Origin of the sequence: Xanthobacter sp. YC-JY1, assembly GCF_021730305.1 — a bacterium.
Taxonomy (GTDB): Bacteria; Pseudomonadota; Alphaproteobacteria; order Rhizobiales; family Xanthobacteraceae; genus Xanthobacter; species Xanthobacter flavus.
On record NZ_CP032674.1, the window covers coordinates 5150001 to 5168048 of the forward strand.

An 18048-nucleotide genomic window follows, 5' to 3' on the forward strand; every position below is an offset into this window, starting at 1 on the left:
CCAGACCTTCCGCGTCTCCACCGCGACCAAGATGGGCGATCGCGAGATCATCAAGGTGCGGCCCTTCACCCGGGTGGCGGCGAACCTCGCCATGTCCACCACGTCGGTCTCCACCAATATCCCGCGCTTCAACCCCGCCCAGCTCGTCGCCGATTCCAGCAAGGACGAGACCGCGCCCCAGGCCGAGCCCACCGGCGAAGTCACGCTGGTGATGCGCGACATCTCCAGCCTGCCCCCGAGCACCCGGCTCGGTGCCGGCACGTCCATGGAGAACGTGCTGGTGAAGGTGCGCGAGGTGGCCGAGCTGACCCGCGTGCAGCCCGGCCAGGGCGGCCTGCCCGCGGCCATCGTCGGCGCTCAGCCGGGCTTCGCGCCCCAGGCGGCGGCGCAGGCGGCCACCGCGCCCTATCTGTCCTATGCCAGCGTCGGCAATGCGCTCGGCTCGCCCGGCCTGCCGGCCTCGGCGGTCCCGGCGGGCCACGCGCCCCCCGGCGCAGCCAACGCGCCGATGCCGGTCATCCCGGCCAATATCAGCTTCGTGCCCAAGACCTCCGACGAGACCTCCGGCGGCAACGACTGGTCGGATTCCACCGTGGTGGTGAAGAGGGGCGACACCATCGTCTCCATCCTCATGGACAACGGCGTCTCCAAGGAAGACGCCCGCGCCGCCGCCGCCGCCTTCCAGCGCGGCCGGGACGGCACCGTGAAGGACGGCCTGCGCATGCACCTGTTGCTGCAGGAAGAGAACAAGCGGGTACGCCCGCTGCGCATCTCCATCTTCAGCGACCTCGGCCACGAGGGCACCGTCGCGCTCTCCGACAAGGACGAGTTCGTGAACGTGCCCGAGCCCTCCGAGACCGAGATGGCCGGCGTCTCCGAGGATACGGACGAGGACGACAGCGGCCCCGGCATCCGGCTCTATGAGAGCATCTACGAGACCGCGCTGCGCAACGACGTGCCGCGCAGCGTCATCGCCGACATCATCCGCGTCTATTCCTTCGACGTGGACTTCCAGCGCCGGGTGAAGCCGGGCGACAATTTCGAGGTGCTGTTCTCGGACGATCCCGGCGCCTCCAACGACGTGCTCTACGCCGCCCTCACCGTGAACAAGGAGACGCGGCGCTACTACCGCTTCCAGACCACGGACGACGGGCTCGTCGATTATTATGACGAGGACGGAAAGAGCGCGAAGAAGTTCCTGGTGAGAAAGCCGATGACCGGCGGCATCATGCGCTCGCCCTTCGGCTATCGCCGCCACCCCATCCTCGGCTATTCCAAACTGCATACGGGCGTGGACTGGGCCGACGCCATCGGCTCGCCCATCTATGCCGCGGGCAACGGCACCGTCATCTACGCCACCTGGAAATCCGGCTACGGCAAGCACACCGAGATCCAGCACGCCAACGGCTACGTCACCACCTACTCGCACCAGTCGGGCTTCGCCCGCGGCATCCGCGAGGGCGTGACGGTGCGCCAGGGCCAGCTCATCGGCTATCTCGGCAATACCGGCCTCTCCACCGGCCCGCATCTGCACTACGAGGTGAAGATCAACGGCAACTTCGTCGATCCCATGCGCATCCGCCTGCCGCGCGGCCGGGCGCTGGACGGCAAGTTCCTGGCCGAGTTCAAGAAGGAGCGGGAGCGCATCGAGGCCCTGCTCAGCCACGCCCCAGTGCCGCCGAAGGTGGCGAACGCCGGCTCCGGCTCTTCCAAGACCCGCGCCGCGAGCAACTGACCCCCTGTTCCGACCCGACGCCTCTGCGCGCGGGCCGGAACGCGCTTCATCAAAAGACCGCGGGACCCGCGAAATGGCGCCGCAGGCGGGGCCGCACTCCGCCACAAACAAAGCTTGACCTTGGGAACGGTTCAGCTACCGCTGCGACCGGTTGAAAGCCAAACCTTTCTCTCCCAGAGGACTGCCCCCATGAGCGGCCCCTTCCGTGGTTCGGTTCGTTCCCTCGCCTGCGCCCTCGTCATCTCCACCGCGCTGCCCGCGCTCGCCGCCGCCGATCCGCTGAGCGACTATGTGGCCGCCCGCGACAAGGCGACAGCCGCCTCCATCGCCGCCGCCAAGGCGGGCAAGAGCGGGGACGATGCCGTGGTCAAGCGCGAGGAAGCCGCGCTCAAGGATCTCGGCAAGCGCATGACGGCCCTCGTCGGCCCGATGAAGTTCAAGGGCCTCGGTTCGCCGGAATATACGCTGCGCGTGCTGACCTATGACGAGAACACCCCCGCGCACGATCTGGGCGGCCTCTCATTCGTCAGCAAGGATTACAACACCCGTCTGGTGGTCGTGCCCGAAAGCATCTTCACCGCCTGGCTCGCCACCCGCGCCAAGGATCCGGATGCCCCGAAGGCCTTCGCCTCCGGTGTGAAGGCGGCGGCGGGGACGCCTGAATTCTACACGAATGCCGTCGGCTTCGACGGCGGCTTCTACCAGCCGTACGTGGAACTGCCCGTGGCCGCCGTGCCGGGCGAGACCGCCACCGCCTGGCTCGGGCTCCAGACCGAGGAGCCCTCCGGCAACACCGCACCCAATGAGATCGCCATCGTGCGGATCGGCGGCGGCCTCGCCATGGCCGGCGTGACCATGGTGAAGCTCGGCGACAAGCCCATCCCCACCTGCGACGCCATCTGGCAGCCCTTCAAGGCCAAGGCCGACGCGCTGCAGAAGCAGGTGGAGAAGGACAACAAGGACCAGGACCCGCGCTGGGAAGAGATCACCAAGATCCAGGATGAGGGCTCCAACGCCTATCGCGCCTGCTTCATGAAGGAGGCGCCGAACCAGCCCTTCTTCGCCGCCGCCGTGAAGAAGGCGGAAGCCTTCCTCGCCACCGCGCGCGGACAGTGAACGCACCTTTCCCCGGATCGGAGACCTGACATGACCCGCCCCGCGCGACGCCTGCCGAACCTGCTGAATGGACCCGCCTTCATGCTTGCACTGGGCCTCGCCATGGCCCCGGCGGGCGGTGCCGGGGCGGGACCGGCCGACGACTATATCGCTGCCCGCGACAAGGCCGTGGCGGCGCTGGCCAAGGCGGAGAAGGCCGGCGCAAGCCCCGAAAATCTGGAGAAGCGCGACGCCGCCGAGCGCAAGGCGCTGGAGCGGATGATGGGCGGGCTCATCGGCCCGCTCCGCTTCAAGGGATTTTCGGCCAGCTTCTCGCCCGCCACCTTGCTGAACGGCAGCATCGAATCCGGCGGGCCGGACGGCCTCCTGTTCTCCGACGCGGACGCCACCACCTACCTTCTGGTGTCACCCGAGCCGGTGTTCGCCAACTGGCTGGCGGCGCGCGCGAAGGCGGAGGGCGCCGACCCGGCCCTCGGCCGCGGGATCGCGGCGGCGGTGGGAAGCGAGGAGTTCTACACCCTCGCCATCGGCGCCGAGGCGGCCTTCTCCCGCTATATGGATCTGCCGGTGACGGCGGCGGAGGGCGAGACGGTACGGGCGGCGCTGGGCCTGTTCAGCCAGGACCTTCCCTCCAACACGCTGCCCGAAGCGGTGGTCATCACCCGCGTGGCCAACGGCCGGGTCACCGTTGGAAACGCCGCGGTGGAGCTGGGCATCACGTCGCTGCCCGTGTGCGACAAGGCGTGGAAGGCGGCGAGCGCCAAGGCGGAGGCGCTGCGCACCGCCGCGGAGAAGTCGAAGAAAGAGGATGATCCGCGCTGGGAGCAGGCGAACACGGCCGACGTGGACGCCTCCAACGCCTTCCGCACCTGCTTCGCCAAGGAGGCCCAGGGCCAGCCCTTCCTCGCCGCCGCGGTGAAGCGGGCCGAAGCCCTCCTCGCCACCGCCCGGGGCCAGTGAGCGCATAGCCCGCGCGGTGCCGGTGGAAGACCGGGGACGCGGCGGGGCCATCCATTGATTTTTACCAATGGCGGCGCAGATTGCGCCGCCATTGTCGTTTCAGCACACGAGAGTCCCCATGACGCGCCCCGATCGCCGCCGCCCCGCTGGACGCTCTTCCCTCCGGCTGGCTTCGGCCCTGCTGGCGGCGGGCCTTCTCGCCGGCGCACCGGTGGCGGCGCGGGCGGATGCGGCGGGCGACTACATCGCCGCCCACACAAAGGCCGAGGCCGAGGTGGCCGCCGCCGTGAAGGCGGGCAAGAGCGACGGGGACATCGAAAAGCTCAGCACACCGCTGCTGAAGGATCTGGAAAAGCGGATGGTGGGCCTGCTCGGCCCGCTCGCCTTCAAGGGCACGCAGAAGAAGCCCGTCTTCATGCCGTCCTCGCTGAACCCGGACTATCTGGAATCGAAGGAGCCGGACGGCCTGCTCTTCTCCGGCGTCGATCTCACCACCCGCTATTTCGTCTCCCCGGAACCGATCTTCACCCAATGGCTCGCCGCCCGCGCCAAGGAAGAGGACGCCGCCCCCGAACTGCGCCTCGGCCTCAAGGGGGCCATGGGCACCGAGCCCTTCTATTTCGCGGTGCTCGGCACGGACGCCGCCTTCATCAAGTACATGGACCTGCCGGTGACGGCCGGCGAGGGCGAGAGCGTCACCGCGGCGCTCGGCCTCTTCACCCAATCCGGCCAGCAGAACGACCCGCCCAGCAGCATCGTCTTCACCCGCATCGGCGACGGCCGCGTGGTTGTGGGCACGGCGGACCTGAAGGCCAATATCAAGCCCCTGCCGGCCTGCGAGAAGCTCTGGAAGGAGGCCAACGCCAAGGCCACCAAGCTCGAGGACGCCGCCGCCAAGACGAAGAACGACGAGGACCCGCGCTGGAAGGAAGCCGAGACCATCCGCGAAGCCGGCGGCGACGCCTTCCGCGCCTGCTTCGTCAAGGCCGCGCCGGGCCTGCCGTTCTTTCCGGGCGCGGTGAAGCGCGCGGAGGAACTGGTGCAGGCGGCGCGGGGGAAGTAGGGGGCGTCACGCCTTCCAGAAGTCGGCCGCACCCTCCGGCAGGGTGGCGAGGACGCGGTCGAGCTTGTCCGCGTCCATGTTCCGCCTGAGCGCCGCCGCCACATCGGCGATGGCCGAGGCCGGCGCGAAATTGTGGTGCCGGCGCAGGTCCTGCACTTCGGCGGTCATTGCCGCCCGGTCCGCGAACGGCCGGCGCGGCTCCGCCGTGTCCCAGTCCGCCACGAAGATGGCCCGCAGCACCGGCGGCAGCACCCCCGCAAAGCGGATCGCCTCCTCCACCGACAGCCGCCGCCGGAACACCCGCAACACGCCATCCACCATGGTGTAGGCCTGATTGCGCGTGCCGAGCCCCGCCGTGTCCCGCGCATCGGCGAGGAAGCGGTCGAACTCTTCGGTGGCGTGCTGGAGGTCGAGGGGAATGGGCATGGGAATGCGCGGTAGGAGATGACCCATCCCTGACATTCAGAATGTCTGCTGCAGGGTAATTCAGGGACAGCAGCGGTGGAGAAGCTAAAAGAAGATTCCACCATCAAAATCAGACATCAAACACAACCATTTAAGCGAGAAGATATGACTTCAGCGCAGCCGCATGATGATCCCAAGTGCGCCCTTCATCCATGATCCACTGAGCCCCACGTGCTCCAATTTGCTTTCGCGATTTACTATCATTAAATAATATCTCTAAAGCATAGACAATTTCCTCTACACTGCTCTCTCCCCATCCTTCTGTGCCGACTGATTTCGACACGACGGGAGCCTGAGTGCCCAGAACGACACAATTGTTGTTGCCAACCAAGTCGCGGACGCCAGTGTTATTGGCGAGTATCACCGGAACCCCGCAAGCCATGGCTTCCTTCGCGGGGAGATTTGTTGCCGCTTCGCATCGCGACACCTGTAGTGCGCAGTCCATTTCGCGCAAAATAGCTGGGATCAATGGGTTAGGCGTCGGTGGCAATTCCAAAAACTGGCTCTCACTGATCCCATTCTCCGCAACCCATCGCTTCACGTCCAGCACGCCCCTGGCACCCATTCGAAGTGGGAATTTCAGCTTGCCCTGAAAGCCTACAGAGCCCTGTGGCCAGGGAGAATGCCAAGCAGATACCAGAATAGCCTCTTTGTGGCGCGCCGCAAACTCTCGGAATGCCAATAATACGAGATCGTGTGCTTTGCGAAACTCGATCTTTCCACCCGAAAAGACGTAAAACCTATTGGGATCGAGAAGTCCCGATTTGGGCCCCGGGAAGAACTGTGAGGCATCTACCCCTTCATGGATCACCCTCACTGGCTTTCCACTCGCCGCCCTCAAAATATCTGCTCCCCAGCTTGAGGCACACAGCACATCGTCATGGCTATCCAACACCTGACGCGCACTGTCTACACGCGTATCTTCCAGCAGACACCGAGCAATGGTTCGCCGTCCTTTGAAGTGTGGTTCCGCCGCCGCGACGAACCGGTTGCCGAACCCATTCACTACGATGAGGTCCTTTGCGGCGGCGCCGGTCTTGTCCGCGACGAGGCGGGCCAGGAATGCGTTGGATTTGATGACAGCCGGACCCATTGCGAACATGCGCAAAGGATCCATGGCTTGGACATCGGCCGGTCCGATCGGCCGGCCCATCAACGGTTGAACGTCTGGATCGATCGCCCAGCGCTGAAAAATACTCAAACCAACCAATCCCCAGCCAAAATAATTATTGGCCTGCCAATTTAACATAATTTGATTGTGCATGTATTTCCCCAAACCAATAGGAAAAACGCACGAAATTCACATAATTTTCGCGTATGACGCTGGTGCGCCTCCGCGTTTAACCTTTAACTGCAGCTTGGTGGTTACCTGTTGAGGTTTCAACCGGAAGCTCGCGCATAAGCTGTGCGGCACGTGGCCGCCTACCGTCAACACCGGCAGCATGTCGCCAGCGTGCATGCCCACAGCTATCGTTTGGCGGGCATGACATAACTCCGGTCCAAAAATCACACAAAAATAAAAGACCCCCATTGCATCACGCCGGGGGCCATCCTTCCCTCTCAACCGAAGCTTCCGTCCCGGCCCTCCCCCTCACGCCGCCTGCCCCCTTACGGCCTCGCCGGGGAATGCAGCATCCAGCTTCGAGACCGGACGGCCGTTCGCCCCCTCACCCCTTCCTCACCCCCGGCGGCTTCCACGTCCCCTTGCCGGGCGGCAGGATCGACGGCGGGTTCTCCTTGGGCCAGTAGAGGCGCATCACCATGTAGATGGGGCCGTCGGGGGCGGGGAGCCAGTTGCTCTCCTTGTCCGCGCCGGGGGACTTGTTCTGGATGTAGAGGGTGAGCGAGCCGTCGGCGTTGCGCTTCAGGCTCTCCAGCATGGGGGAGTTGATGAGGTAGCGGTCGATGGGGTTCTTGATGAGCAGCTGGGTCTTGCCGTCATACATGGTCACCGACCAGAAGGCGTTCACCGGCGGCAGGGCGTCGGCCGGGAAGGTCACCGTGTAATTGTGCTTGGAGCCGTCGAGGGTCTGGCCGTCGGCGTCCACCCGCGTCATCGGGTAGGTGGCCTCCACTGCGTCATTGCCATAGATGCCAGCCTGGGCGCCCACGGCGCGCAGCAGCCAGTCGCCGTTGAAGAAGGCGGCATCGCCCGCCGGCGAGCCCACGCGCCAGCCGTTCACATCCGTGCCGAAGGCCGCCACCGCCTCGGTCACCTTGCGCTGCCCCTCCTTGAGGCCGATGAGGATCTCCGCCTTGTCCTCCAGCGACAGGCTCTTGAAATCGAAGGTCTTGCCGGCGCCCACGCCGATGCTGGCGAGCTGCTCGCGGATGGCCTTCTCCTCCGGCCGGACCGGGGCGAACTGGAGCGCGAAATCCAGGAACTCGAAGAATTCGGTGCGGACGAGATCCTTGGAGAATTTCGGGAAGTCCACCTGCGGCGCGGCAGGGGGCGCGGCCTTGCCGAGGAAGGTGGAGAGCGGGCGCAGCTGGTAGCCCGCCTGAACCTTCTTCACATTGTCGATGTCGGCCGCGCCGAACAGCTGGGTGCGGAAGACGGTGAGGGCGAAATCGGTGGAGGCGCGGAACACCTTGCGGATGCCGGGCGGCGTCTCGCCCGTCCAGCGCGGTCCCACCACCAGATAGTCGCCGGCGTCGTTGCCGGTGGCGCGGCTGCCGATATAGCCGTAGTTGAAGGTATTCCCATCCACCAGCTGGACCGAATAATAGCGCGCCTTCTCCACCGCCGGCACGGAGATGACGATGGGCTCGGCGCGCAGGTCCAGCCAGCCGAGGGAATAGGGCGTGTCGCTGTTGGGCGTGGGCACCGAGGTGTCCTGCCAGGTGAAGACGCGGGCCTCGTTGTAGAGCTGGTTGAACGGCGCCTTGAACTGCCCGGAGTTCCGGTCGACCACGTACTCGTACATGACGCCGTAATTCATCACGATGGGCAGGCCATAGATGAAGCCGGCCTCGGCGATGTCCTTCGCCTTGAAGAAGCCGGGGCGGTCCGCCGCGCTGGCCGCGCCGGGCGCAAGGCCGGGCACCAGCGAGAGAGCGGGGCCGGCAACGCCGCCGGCGGCCAGGATCTTCAGGAAATGTCGCTTGGACAGCATGGGTGGCCTTCTCCCAGGGGCGGGAGCGTTGTCGCTCCGGATTGGGCGCGAGCTTAGCTTGACCATTGCCGTTCGTCGCGTCCGGGATTGACCGCGGGCGCCACGAAAAAGGCCCCCGGCGCGGACGCCGGGGGCCTCGTGTTCTCAAGCGGTACGGACCTGCCTCAGGCTGCCTGATCCACCTTGGCCGCCTCGCTGGCGAAGGTGAGGTGGCCGCCGTCCAGCCCCACCTTCACCTTGGCGCCGTCAAGGATCTCGCCGCCGAGGATCTTCTCGGCCAGCGGGTCCTGCACCAGCTTCTGGATGGTGCGCTTCAGCGGACGCGCCCCGTAGGCCGGGTCGTAGCCCTTCTCGGCGAGGAAGCTGCGCGCCTCGGGGGAGAGCTCGATGGTGATCTTGCGATCCTCCAGCAGCTTGCGCAGCCGGCCCAGCTGGATGTCCACGATGTGGTCCATCTGGTCCCGCTTCAGGCGGTGGAACATGACGATCTCGTCGATCCGGTTGATGAATTCCGGGCGGAAGTGACGCCGCACGGCCCCCATCACCATGTCGTAGGCCTCCTCGTCGGAAACCACCTGCTCGCCCTCGTGGCCCGGCACCTTGAAGCCCATGGGCTGGCGCGGGTCAGCGAGGAATTCCGCGCCGAGGTTCGAGGTCATGATGATGAGCACGTTGCGGAAGTCCACCGTGCGGCCCTGCCCGTCCGTCAGGCGCCCGTCGTCGAGCACCTGCAGGAGGACGTTGAACACGTCCGGATGCGCCTTCTCCACCTCGTCGAACAGCACCACCTGATAAGGCCGGCGCCGCACGGCTTCGGTGAGGGCACCGCCCTCGTCATAGCCCACATAGCCGGGAGGGGCGCCGATCAGCCGGCTCACGGAGTGCTTCTCCATGTATTCCGACATGTCGATGCGGACCATCGCCGTCTCGTCGTCGAACAGGAACTCGGCCAGCGCCTTGGTCAGCTCCGTCTTGCCGACGCCCGTGGGGCCGAGGAAGAGGAACGAGCCGATGGGCCGGTTCGGGTCCTGCAGGCCGGCGCGGGCACGGCGCACGGCGGTAGCCACGGCGGCCACGGCCTCCGACTGGCCCACCACGCGCTTCGCCAGCTCCAGCTCCATGCGCAGCAGCTTCTCGCGCTCGCCTTCGAGCATCTTGTCCACCGGCACGCCGGTCCAGCGCGAGACGACGCCGGCGATGTGGCTGGGCGTCACCGCCTCTTCCACCATGCTGCCGCCGCTGGTGCCGCCCGCCTTCTCGATGTCGGCGAGCTTCTTCTCCAGCTCGGGAATGACCGAATAGGTCAGCTCACCGGCCTTCTGGTATTCGCCCTGCCGCTGCGCGGTGGCGAGGTCCGCCCGCGCCTGGTCGAGCTTGGCCTTGACGGTGGTCGCCTCGCCCAGCTTCTCCTTCTCGGACTTCCATTTGGAGGTGAGGACGGAGGCCTTCTCCTCAAGGTCCGCCAGCTCCTTCTCGGACCGCTTCAGGCGATCCTTGGAGGCGGTGTCGGTCTCCTTCTTGAGGGCCTCCTGCTCGATCTTGCGACGCATGATCTCGCGATCGAGGCTGTCCAGCTCCTCGGGCTTGGAATCCACCTGCATGCGCAGGCGCGAGGCCGCCTCGTCCACAAGGTCGATGGCCTTGTCGGGCAGGAAGCGGTCGGTGATGTAGCGGTTGGAGAGAACCGCCGCCGAGACAAGCGCGGAGTCGGTGATGCGCACGCCGTGGTGCAGCTCATACTTCTCCTTCAGGCCGCGCAGGATGGAGACGGTATCCTCCACCGTGGGCTCGGAGACGAAGACGGGCTGGAAACGACGGGCGAGAGCCGCGTCCTTCTCCACGTGCTTGCGATACTCGTCCAGCGTGGTCGCGCCGACGCAGTGCAGCTCGCCGCGGGCAAGGGCGGGCTTCAGCAGGTTGGACGCATCCATGGCGCCGTCGGTCTTGCCGGCGCCGACGAGGGTGTGCATCTCGTCGATGAACAGGATGATGCCGCCTTCCGCGCCCTCGACTTCCGAGAGCACGCTCTTCAGGCGCTCCTCAAACTCGCCGCGATACTTCGCGCCGGCGATCAGGGAGCCCATATCGAGGGCGAGCAGGCTCTTGCCCTTCAGGCTCTCGGGCACGTCGCCATCGACGATGCGGCGGGCGAGGCCCTCCACGATGGCGGTCTTCCCGACGCCGGGCTCGCCGATGAGCACGGGATTGTTCTTGGTGCGGCGCGCCAGCACCTGGATGGTGCGGCGAATCTCCTCGTCGCGGCCGATGACCGGGTCGAGCTTGCCGTCCCGCACGGCCTGGGTGAGGTCGCGGGCATATTTCTTCAGCGCGTCATAGGCATTCTCGGCGGTGGCGCTGTCCGCGGTGCGGCCCTTGCGCAGCGCCTCGATGGCGGCGTTCAGGGTCTGCGGGGTCACGCCCGCCTTCGCCAGCATCTTGCCGGCGTCGGTGTCCTTCTCGATGGCGAGGGCCAAAAGAAGACGCTCGACGGTGACGTATCCGTCGCCCGCCTTCTTGGCCGCCTGCTCGGCGGTCTCGAACACCTTGGCGAGCTGCTGGGACAGGTACACCTGACCCGAGCCGCCCGACACCTTCGGCAGCTTCTTCAGCGCCGCTTCCACCTCGGCGCGCACCAGCACGGGATTGCCGCCCGCGCGCTGGATGAGGCCCGAGCACAGGCCTTCGGGATCGTCCATCAGCACCTTCAGGAGGTGCTCCGGCGTGAACTGCTGGTTGCCTTCCCGCACCGCCAGCGACTGGGCGGACTGGACGAAGCCTCGCGCGCGCTCGGTATAGATCTCAAAATTCATCTGTCTCTCCTCCTTCCCGCGCCCGATACCTTCCAAGAAGCATAAGGGGCACGGCGGGACACGGTCCCGGCATCCCCGGCTACCGTCGCGCAGGCGGAACAAACCTGCGCCGTGCCTCATGTGGGTGTGGCCCCGCGGCAACGGAAGGGGGTGGCTGCACGATTTCAAGCCGGCCGGGCCAAACCGCGCCGCCACCGCCCTCCACGCCTTGAACGCTAGGTCGGGCGCGCCGCCATGGCCTTGATCCAGGTGAAAATTCGCCCGCCCTTGACCGGGCCGGCGGGGCATGGGACGCCGGGGCCTCCGGACCCGAAGGAGCGCCCCGCATGCCCGTGCCGTCCGTCTCTTCCGCCCCCGCCATTCCGGTTGCCGAGCTTCCCCCCGCCACCGTCACTGCCCTTTACCGCCATCCGGTGAAGGGCCTGTCGCCCGAGGCGCTGGACGCCGTGGAGCTGACCGCCGGCGCCTACTTCCCCAATGATCGCCTCTATGCGGTGGAGAACGGCCCCAGCGGCTTCGATCCCGCCGAGCCGTCCTACCGGCAGAAGACCGCCTTCCTGATGCTGATGCGGGACGCCCGCCTCGCCGCCCTCGCCTCCCGCTATGACGAAGCGACGGGGACGCTCACGCTCTCCCTCGACGGACACGAGGTGGTCTCGGCCAACCTGTCGACGCCCGAGGGCCGGGCGGAGGTGGAGGCTTTTCTCGCCTTCTATATGGGCGAAGAGGCGCGCGGCCCGTTGAAGCTGCTCACCGCGCCGGAGGGCTTCCGCTTCACCGATTCGCTGCGCTCCGGCTTTCTCTCTCTGCTCAACCTCGCGAGCGTGCGCGACCTCGGCGCGCGGATGGAGGCGGAGCTGGACCCCCGCCGCTTCCGCATGAACCTGCATCTGGAAGGCTGGCCGGCGGGCGCGGAGCTGGAGCTGTCCGGCGCACGGCTCAATGTGGGCACGGCGCGCATCGCCATCCTCAAGCGCACCGAGCGCTGCGCGGCGGTGAACGTGAACCCCGCGACCGCCGCCCGCGACCTCAACGTGGTGAAGGGCCTCGTGTCCGCCTACGGCCACGCTGACTGCGGTATCTATGCCAAGGTGGTGCGCTCCGGCCGGGTGGCGGTAGGCGACACCATCCGCCCCGCCGCCGACTGATCCACCGCTTCCGGGAGAACCGTCATGCGCCTGAAGTCCGCTTTCCTCGCCGCCGCGCTCGCCACCACACTGATCGTCCCCGCCTCCGCCGCGAGCTTCAGCTGCGCCGGCGTCAGCGCGCCCGACGAGGTGGCCATCTGCAAGAGCTGCGACCTCGCCCAGCTCGACGTGAAGATGGCGACGCTCTACGGCGTCATCACCAAGATGGTCGGCATGGGCCAGCGCGGCGCGATCCAGGACGACCAGCGCGCCTGGCTGGTGGAGCGGGCCGCCTGCAAGGCCGACGCGGCCTGCATCTCCGCCGCCTATCAGACCCGCATCCGCGCCATCGAGGGGATGCTCTCCGACATCTATTCCCGCGGCCCGTTCTGAGGCATGGTCCGCCGATGATTTTGCCTTCTCCCGCAGCGCTTTCATCGGCGACTTTCGATCGCGTCGACACCTGGGTGTTCGACCTCGACAACACCCTCTATCCCGCCCAGCACGACCTCTGGGGCCAGATCGACGCCCGGATGAAGGCGTATATCTCCAACCTCTTCGGCATCGCGCCCGAGGAGGCGTTCCGCATCCAGAAGGATTATTACCGGCGCTACGGCACGTCCCTGCGCGGGCTGATGATCGAGCATGGCGTGGAGCCGGCCGCCTTCCTCGCCCATGTGCACGACGTGGACCTCTCGACGCTGGACGCTTCCCCCCGCCTCGCCGCCGCCATCGAGGCGCTGCCGGGGCAGAAGCTCGTCTACACCAACGGCTCCGAGCGCCACGCCCGCAACGTGCTGGAAAAGCTCGGCATGGACGCGCACTTCACCGCCGTCCACGACATCGTGGCCGCCGAATTCCATCCCAAGCCCACCGAGGAGGCCTATGAGCGCTTCCTGCGCGCCCATGGGGTGGAGGCGACCCGCGCCGCCATGTTCGAGGACCTCGCCCGCAATCTGGAAGTGCCGCACCGCCTCGGCATGGTGACGGTTCTGGTGGTGCCCCCCGGCCAGACGGTTTCGGCGCGCGAGAGCTGGGAGTTCGAGGGCCGCGAGGACGCCTATGTGAACCACGTCACGGAAGATCTCGCCGGCTTCCTCGAGACGGTCGCCCGCGACCTGCCCCCGCCGCTCCCGGCCGACCCGGAGTAAGGGAGGACCCCGCCATGGACGGCGCCACCCGCAGCATCCGCACCCTCACCCGCGCCGAGGTGGAGACCGCCGTGGACTGGGCCGCCCGCGAGGGCTGGAACCCCGGCCTTGCCGATGCCGCCGCCTTCCTCGCGCAGGACACCCACGCGTTCCGCGGCCTCTTCCTCGACGGGGCGCTGGGCGCGGTCATCTCGGCGACGCGCTATGCGGGCGGTTTCGCCTTCGTCGGCTTCTACATCTGCCGTCCGGACCTGCGCGGCGAGGGCCATGGCCTCGCATTGTGGCAGGACACCTTCCGCACGCTCGACGGGCCGGTGGGGCTTGATGCGGTGGTGGAGCAGCAGGAAACCTATGCCCGCGACGGCTTCGTGCGCGCCTACGCCAATTTCCGCTTCGGCGGGATGGCGCCCGAGGCCGCGCCCGACCCGCGCGTGGTGGACATCACCCCCGCGCACCTCGATGCCGTGACGGCGCTGGACCGCGCCTGCTTCGGCTTTCCCCGCCCGGATTTCCTGAAGGCCTGGCTCGCGCCGCCGCAGGGGCGCGCCTGCGTCTTCGTGGAAGACGGCGCGGTGAAGGGCTATGGCGTCATCCGCCGCTGTCGCGCGGGATGGAAGATCGGCCCGCTCTTCGCCGATGACGCAGAAGTGGCCGGCGCGCTGTTCTCCACCCTCGCGCTGACGGCGGCCGGCGATCAGGTCTTCCTCGACATTCCCGACCCCAATCCCGCCGCCCGCGCCCTCGCGGAGGGGGCGGGGCTCGCCCCGGTGTTCGAGACCGGCCGCATGTATCGCGGCACGGGGCCGGATCTGCCGCTCGATCGCATCTTCGGCATCACCACCTTCGAACTGGGGTGAGGGGAGCGCTTTCACCGCCCTGAGTTTGTCGATCGGCAACGCGCCGCTCGCGCCATCTCTCCGGCCGTCATCGCCCGCCTTGTGCGGGCGATCCACCGCAGGGCGAGAGGGGTGCTGGTCTTCCGGCACCGGACAGGCGGCGGGGTGGATCCCCCGGACGAGCCGGGGGATGACAAACGAGGGCCCCGGACACAGGCCGCAGCCCTCACCGCCCCGGCGCCCGCTCTGCGCGATAGGCCGCCTGATCGATGCCGTGGCGGCGGAGCTTGTCGTAGAAGGTCTTGCGGGGGATGCCGAGGGAAGCCACGGTGGCTTGCACGTCCCCCTTGTTGGCTTCCAGCGCGGCGCGGATTTCCTGCGCCTCGAAGGCATCCACCCGCTCCGGCAGGGTACCCTTCCCCCCGCCGGCCTCGGCCGGGACGGACGGCTGTTCCGGCTCCACCAGCCCCAGCGCCACGCGCTCGGCATAATGCACCAGCTCGCGCACATTGCCCGGCCAGTCATGCTCGGCGAGATGGCGCAGCACGCCGGCGTCCAGCTCCGGCGGGGGGCGGTTGAAGCGCTCGGCGGCGCGGGCGAGGAAGTGGCCGAACAGCAGGGGCACGTCGCCGCGCCGCTCGCGCAGGGCCGGGATGCGGACCGACGCGACGTGGAGGCGATAGTAGAGATCCTCGCGGAAGCTGCCCTGCCGCACCAGCGCCGGCAGGTCCACCTTGGAGGCGGCGACCACGCGGATGTCGACCCGGCGCGTCTCGTTGGTGCCCAGCGGCGCGATCTCGCGCGCCTCCAGCACGCGTAGCAGCTTCACCTGGAGGGCCGGCGACATGGCCTCGATCTCGTCGAGGAAGAGCGTGCCGCCATGGGCGTGCTCGATGCGCCCCACCCTTTTCTTGAGCGCCCCGGTGAAGGCGCCGGCCTCGTAGCCGAACAGCTCGCTCTCGATCACCGTCTCCGGCAGGGCGCCGCAATTCACCGCCACCAGCGGGCGCGCGGCGCGGCGGCTCCAGCGGTGGAGCGCGGTCGCCACCACCTCCTTGCCGGAGCCGGTCTCCCCCTCCACCAGCACGTCCACGTCGGCATCGGCGATCTGGCGCAGCATCTGCCGCAGCCGGGCCATCACCGCGCTGGTGCCGAGCAGCGGCAGGTCGTCCTGCGTGGTGGCGACGGCGCGCTTCAGCTCGCGGTTTTCCAAGACCAGCCGGCGACGGTCCAGCGCGTGGCGGATGCTGGCGACCAGCCGCTCGGAGGCATAGGGCTTGGCGAGGAAGTCGTAGGCGCCCTCGCGCATGGCATCCACCGCCATGGCGATGTCGCCGTGGCCGGTGATGAGGATCACCGGTAGGTCCGCATCGCGCGCCTTCAGCCGGCGGAACAGCTCCAGCCCGTCGATGCGCGGCATGCGCACGTCGGTGACCACGACGCCGGGGAAATCCGCGTCGATCACCTCCAGCGCCTCCATGGCCGAGCCGTAGCCGGCCACCGTGAGGCCGGCGAGCATCAGCGCCTGCACGTTGGCCGCGCGCAGCACCGCGTCGTCGTCGATGAAGGCCACGTCCACGGGAAGTTCTGTCATGCCCTGCCGGCTCCGTTGTCCAGTCCTTGGGCGCGGGGCAGGGTGACGGTGAAGACGGCGCCGCCGTCATTCTCCACCTTCAGGGTGCCCCCGCACTCGGCGATGATGTCCTTGGAGATGACGAGCCCCAGACCCAGTCCCTGCGGCTTGGTGGTGGTGAAGGGCAGGAACAGGGCGCCCAGCATCTCCTCCGGCAGACCGGGACCGTTGTCGGCGACGGTCACCACCACCGTGTCGGGGCGAGTCTCGACGCGGATGCGGATTTCCCCGTCGCGCCGCGTGCCGATGGCCTCAGCCGCGTTCTGGATGAGGTTCACCAGCACCTGCTCGAGGCGCATGCGGTCGCCGGTCACCGCCACGTCCGGGCGATCGATATCGAGGGCGAGGGCGATGTCGGTCTGGAGCAGGCGATAGCGCATCAGCAGCAGCGCGCCGTCGATGACCGGGGCGAGCGCCACCGGCTCGATGCGGGCGGCGGACTTGCGGGCGAAGGCGCGCAGCTCTCCGGTAATCGCGCCGATGCGCTCCGTGAGGGCCGCGATGGTGTCGAGATTGGCGGCGGCGGCGGCGGGCTCACCGCGATCGAGGAAGGCGCGGGAATTCTCCGCGAAGGTGCGGATCGCCGCCACCGGCTGGTTCACCTCATGGGCGACGCCGGCGGCGATCTGGCCGAGCACGGCGAGCTTGGAGGCCTGCACCAGTTCGTCCTGCAGGGCATCGAAGGCGAGGCGGGCGCGGCGGCGCTCCTCCATCTCCGTCACCAGTTGCGCATTGGCGGCGGACAGCTCCGCTGTGCGTTCGACGACGCGGGCCTCCAGCGCGCGCCGCGCCTCCGCTTCCCGCGCCAGCGCCCGGACGCGGCGGCGGCGGCGGGTCCACCACACCCCGGCCGAGCCGAGGCCGACCACGCCGGCAAGCGCCGCCGAGGCGCGGGCCGCCGTGGTGGCGAGGCGCGTGGTGGCGGCGGTGGGCGCAAGCACGGTGAGCGTCCAGCTGGTGGAGGGGACCGGCATGTCCACCGCGACGAAATCCTGCGCCGTGCTGCGGCCGGGCAGGCGCAGGCGCAGCACCCCGCCTTCCTCCGGCGAGGGGCCGAGATCGAGGCGCGTGAGGGGCGAATCGCCAAACTGCAGGCTCTCGCGGATGGCGTCGCGCTCCACCGGATCGAGCGGCACGGTGGTGCGAAAGCGGAAGGCGGGCTCCGAGGCGATGAGCACGATGTGCCGCTCGTCGGTGACGAAGGTGGGCTCGGCGAAGCGCCGCCATTCCGCCTCCAGCCCGTCGAACTCGGCCTTCAGCACGAGGACGCCGAGCACCCGGCCCTGCGCCTCCACCCGCTGCGCCAGATAGAGGCCCGGCTTGCGGCTGACCGTGCCGAAGGCGAAATGCTCCGCCCGCCCATCGGCCAGCGCGATGCGGAAATAGGGACGGAAGCCATAGTCGGAGCCGAGGAAGCTCTCCGGGGTGCGGAAGTTGCTCGCCGCCACCGTGTGGCCCTCGGCATCGATGAGATAGATGACGCCGGTGCGCGCCTGCTCGGCGAGGGCATCAAGCCGCTGGTCGAGGGCGTCGAGGCGGGTCGGGTCGGGGGCCTCCAGCGCGCCACGCACTTCCGGGTCCTGCGCCAGCACCACCGGCAAGGAGCGCTGCTTGTCGATTTCGCTGCGCAGCACCGCGACCCGGAGCGCCGCCGCCGTCTCGGCGGAGGCCGCCACCTGCGCCACCGCCCAGCGGCGCGCCGCATAGTCCGCCACCCGGTCGAGCCCGACCATCAGCGCGAGCGCGGCGAGCGCCGCGCCGCCCACGGTCAGCAGGCGGCGGCGGGACGCGGGTTCTGGGCTCTGTTCGACGCCCGGCTCGGCCAAGGCACGCCCTCCTCCTGTGCGGATTTCCGCACAGCATTTGCCGGCAATGTGCGCCTCACCGCACGCGGTGTCGAGAGGCTCCGCGGGGCCTCCCGGAAAAAGGATTGCGAATCAGTCTGTTGCCTGTGTCCCGCGCCACGCTCGGAACTGGCATGCGCCTTGCGCAGGGGGAGGCGTCGAGCGGCGCGCTGCGCCGGCCCTTAACGAAGC

Annotated in this window: 14 protein-coding genes (1 of these 14 cut by a window edge); 8 read left to right on the forward strand and 6 right to left on the reverse strand. The window is 68.1% G+C overall.

Annotation, left to right across the window (positions count from 1 at the left end):
* From D7006_RS24195 to D7006_RS24210, 4 genes are all read left to right on the forward strand, one after another.
* On the forward strand, positions 1 to 1735 hold the 3' portion of the coding sequence (locus D7006_RS24195; RefSeq protein WP_237354848.1) for a M23 family metallopeptidase. The gene continues 260 nt to the left of window position 1, outside the view; only the last 1735 of its 1995 coding nucleotides appear in the window; its start codon lies off the left edge, out of view; it ends in the stop codon at positions 1733 to 1735.
* Between the two features lie 189 nt (positions 1736 to 1924).
* Positions 1925 to 2851, forward strand: coding sequence for a hypothetical protein (locus D7006_RS24200; RefSeq protein WP_237354849.1), 927 nt, complete (start codon positions 1925 to 1927; stop codon positions 2849 to 2851).
* 30 nt (positions 2852 to 2881) lie between these two features.
* Positions 2882 to 3811, forward strand: coding sequence for a hypothetical protein (locus D7006_RS25320; RefSeq protein ID WP_256444944.1), 930 nt, complete (start codon positions 2882 to 2884; stop codon positions 3809 to 3811).
* Between the two features lie 118 nt (positions 3812 to 3929).
* Positions 3930 to 4874 carry a hypothetical protein gene (locus tag D7006_RS24210; protein WP_237354850.1) on the forward strand — a complete coding sequence of 315 codons (945 nt, stop codon included), beginning with the start codon at positions 3930 to 3932 and terminating at the stop codon, positions 4872 to 4874.
* Positions 4875 to 4880: 6 nt separating this feature from the next.
* Here D7006_RS24210 and D7006_RS24215 read toward each other — a convergent pair whose 3' ends face one another.
* The 4 genes from D7006_RS24215 to clpB form a co-directional block, all read right to left on the reverse strand.
* Entirely contained in the window at positions 4881 to 5300 is a 420-nt protein-coding gene (locus D7006_RS24215) for a DUF2267 domain-containing protein (RefSeq protein ID WP_237356995.1), read from the reverse strand.
* A gap of 130 nt (positions 5301 to 5430) precedes the next feature.
* Positions 5431 to 6603, reverse strand: a complete 1173-nt coding sequence (locus D7006_RS24220) for a glycosyltransferase family 4 protein (RefSeq protein ID WP_237354851.1) — start codon at positions 6601 to 6603, stop codon at positions 5431 to 5433.
* 403 nt (positions 6604 to 7006) lie between these two features.
* Complete coding sequence (locus D7006_RS24225; protein WP_237354852.1) at positions 7007 to 8455, reverse strand: DUF1254 domain-containing protein; 1449 nt, start codon at positions 8453 to 8455, stop codon at positions 7007 to 7009.
* Between the two features lie 164 nt (positions 8456 to 8619).
* Positions 8620 to 11265 carry an ATP-dependent chaperone ClpB gene (clpB, locus tag D7006_RS24230; protein ID WP_237354853.1) on the reverse strand — a complete coding sequence of 882 codons (2646 nt, stop codon included), beginning with the start codon at positions 11263 to 11265 and terminating at the stop codon, positions 8620 to 8622.
* A gap of 326 nt (positions 11266 to 11591) precedes the next feature.
* Here clpB and D7006_RS24235 point away from each other — a divergent pair, with 326 nt between their 5' ends.
* From D7006_RS24235 to D7006_RS24250, 4 genes are read left to right on the forward strand one after another with little or no spacing between them, the layout of a single operon-like run.
* A complete protein-coding gene (locus D7006_RS24235; RefSeq protein ID WP_237354854.1) occupies positions 11592 to 12413 on the forward strand; it encodes an MOSC domain-containing protein in 822 nt (273 codons plus the stop codon).
* A 24-nt stretch (positions 12414 to 12437) separates the two neighbouring features.
* Entirely contained in the window at positions 12438 to 12785 is a 348-nt protein-coding gene (locus tag D7006_RS24240; protein WP_237354855.1) for a lysozyme inhibitor LprI family protein, read from the forward strand.
* Positions 12786 to 12799: 14 nt separating this feature from the next.
* A complete protein-coding gene (locus D7006_RS24245) occupies positions 12800 to 13543 on the forward strand; it encodes a pyrimidine 5'-nucleotidase (protein ID WP_237354856.1) in 744 nt (247 codons plus the stop codon).
* Positions 13544 to 13557: 14 nt separating this feature from the next.
* Entirely contained in the window at positions 13558 to 14400 is an 843-nt protein-coding gene (locus tag D7006_RS24250; protein WP_237354857.1) for a GNAT family N-acetyltransferase, read from the forward strand.
* Positions 14401 to 14605: 205 nt separating this feature from the next.
* On the opposite strand, the gene D7006_RS24255 is transcribed toward D7006_RS24250, so the two are convergent.
* Together D7006_RS24255 and D7006_RS24260 are read right to left on the reverse strand one after the other, a co-directional pair.
* Entirely contained in the window at positions 14606 to 15973 is a 1368-nt protein-coding gene (locus D7006_RS24255; RefSeq protein ID WP_237354858.1) for a sigma-54 dependent transcriptional regulator, read from the reverse strand.
* Positions 15970 to 17838 (reverse strand): ATP-binding protein, encoded by a 1869-nt coding sequence (locus D7006_RS24260; RefSeq protein WP_237354859.1) that lies wholly within the window; start codon positions 17836 to 17838, stop codon positions 15970 to 15972. The genes D7006_RS24255 and D7006_RS24260 overlap by 4 nt, the downstream gene beginning before the upstream one ends.
* Between the last annotated feature and the right edge of the window lie 210 nt (positions 17839 to 18048).

What these genes read in the sequence shown, in the direction of transcription:
- D7006_RS24215 (WP_237356995.1), bottom strand. Translation starts at nt 5,300, where the DNA reads ATGCCCATTCCCCTCGACCTCCAGCACGCCACCGAAGAGTTCGACCGC.
- D7006_RS24210 (WP_237354850.1), top strand. Translation starts at nt 3,930, where the DNA reads ATGACGCGCCCCGATCGCCGCCGCCCCGCTGGACGCTCTTCCCTCCGG.
- clpB (WP_237354853.1), bottom strand. Translation starts at nt 11,265, where the DNA reads ATGAATTTTGAGATCTATACCGAGCGCGCGCGAGGCTTCGTCCAGTCC.
- D7006_RS24235 (WP_237354854.1), top strand. Translation starts at nt 11,592, where the DNA reads ATGCCCGTGCCGTCCGTCTCTTCCGCCCCCGCCATTCCGGTTGCCGAG.
- D7006_RS24255 (WP_237354858.1), bottom strand. Translation starts at nt 15,973, where the DNA reads ATGACAGAACTTCCCGTGGACGTGGCCTTCATCGACGACGACGCGGTG.
- D7006_RS24250 (WP_237354857.1), top strand. Translation starts at nt 13,558, where the DNA reads ATGGACGGCGCCACCCGCAGCATCCGCACCCTCACCCGCGCCGAGGTG.
- D7006_RS24245 (WP_237354856.1), top strand. Translation starts at nt 12,800, where the DNA reads ATGATTTTGCCTTCTCCCGCAGCGCTTTCATCGGCGACTTTCGATCGC.
- D7006_RS24220 (WP_237354851.1), bottom strand. Translation starts at nt 6,603, where the DNA reads ATGCACAATCAAATTATGTTAAATTGGCAGGCCAATAATTATTTTGGC.
- D7006_RS24240 (WP_237354855.1), top strand. Translation starts at nt 12,438, where the DNA reads ATGCGCCTGAAGTCCGCTTTCCTCGCCGCCGCGCTCGCCACCACACTG.
- D7006_RS25320 (WP_256444944.1), top strand. Translation starts at nt 2,882, where the DNA reads ATGACCCGCCCCGCGCGACGCCTGCCGAACCTGCTGAATGGACCCGCC.
- D7006_RS24225 (WP_237354852.1), bottom strand. Translation starts at nt 8,455, where the DNA reads ATGCTGTCCAAGCGACATTTCCTGAAGATCCTGGCCGCCGGCGGCGTT.
- D7006_RS24200 (WP_237354849.1), top strand. Translation starts at nt 1,925, where the DNA reads ATGAGCGGCCCCTTCCGTGGTTCGGTTCGTTCCCTCGCCTGCGCCCTC.